Annotated in this window: 2 protein-coding genes; both read right to left on the bottom strand. The window is 58.6% G+C overall.

The features are described 5' to 3' along the window. Window positions 1-429, bottom strand: a 429-nt coding sequence (gene scpB, locus AC097P_RS24800) for an SMC-Scp complex subunit ScpB (protein ID WP_479613074.1), incomplete at its 3' end; no start/stop codon positions are given. 115 nt (window positions 430-544) lie between these two features. Then, window positions 545-1,076, bottom strand: a 532-nt coding sequence (locus tag AC097P_RS24795; RefSeq protein ID WP_479613073.1) for an RluA family pseudouridine synthase, incomplete at its 5' end; no start/stop codon positions are given.

The following is a 1,076-nucleotide window of genomic DNA, read 5'->3' as shown; positions in this document are numbered from 1 at the left end:
GGGGCGACCCGCAGCTTCCCGGTGTCCGATTACTTCGACCCAACCCCTGTCTTCCAGTTGCTTGATCAACAGAGAGTTGATGGTGACGCCACGGATATCCTCCATGTCACCCCGCGTAACCGGTTGACGATAGGCAATGATGGCCAAGGTCTCCAACGTCGCCCGCGTGTAGCGCGGTGGCTTTTCGGGATGCAGCCTATCCAGATACTCGCGCATCTCCGGCCTGCTTTGAAAGCGCCATCCAGAGGCAATACTCACCAACTCCACACCCTTACCGGCCCATTCGTTCCCAAGCTCTTCGAGCAAATTTTTGAGCGTGTCTGCTCCCAGTGACTCATTGAAGAGCGAACGCATATCGCGCAACGGCAAGGGTTGCTGTGAGCAAATTAACGCAGTCTCCAGGACCCGTTTGGCATCTGCCATGTTCATATTCAGGCTTTATCGGAAACGCCACCATCCCGGTGAGCAATCAATGAGATTCCAATCGGACGGCAGCAGATGTGAAGACTTCACCGTGCCTAGCCCCGGCAAAGTTCCGGGGCGTTTACGGGTTTTCGACCCGCAAGGATGGATTGTAACGCAGGCCCCATGCGGAGAGAAGCGTCGTGAAATCTTCGGGTGGCGGGACTTCAAAGGCCAGAGCCTGGCCTGTCATCGGGTGCGCGAAGGCCAAACGGGTGGCGTGCAGGGCTTGCCGCGGCATACCAGCTACACAGACCCCTCCGTAAATCACATCGGCCACCAAGGAATGGCCCAACGAGGCCATGTGTACTCGGATCTGATGGGTCCGGCCCGTGTGCAAAATACAGCGGACCAAGCAACCACTCTCCGCATTGTCCAGAAACACGACATCCGTCTTCGCCGTTTTGCCTGCCTGGCTCTCCAGATCAATGACGGCCATGCGCAGCCGATTGCGCGGGTCACGGCCTATCGGCGCATCCACGGTCCGGCGAGCTGGTCCGGTCCAGGGACGGTGCGCAATGGCCAAGTATTGCCGACTCACATCCCGCGCGGCGATGGAATTCACCAAGGCATCCATCACTGCACGGCTGCGGGCCACAACCATCAATCCGCTG

Source organism: Rhodoferax sp. ZS1R8 (genome assembly GCF_056521325.1).
This window is presented reverse-complemented; position numbering and strand designations above follow the sequence as displayed.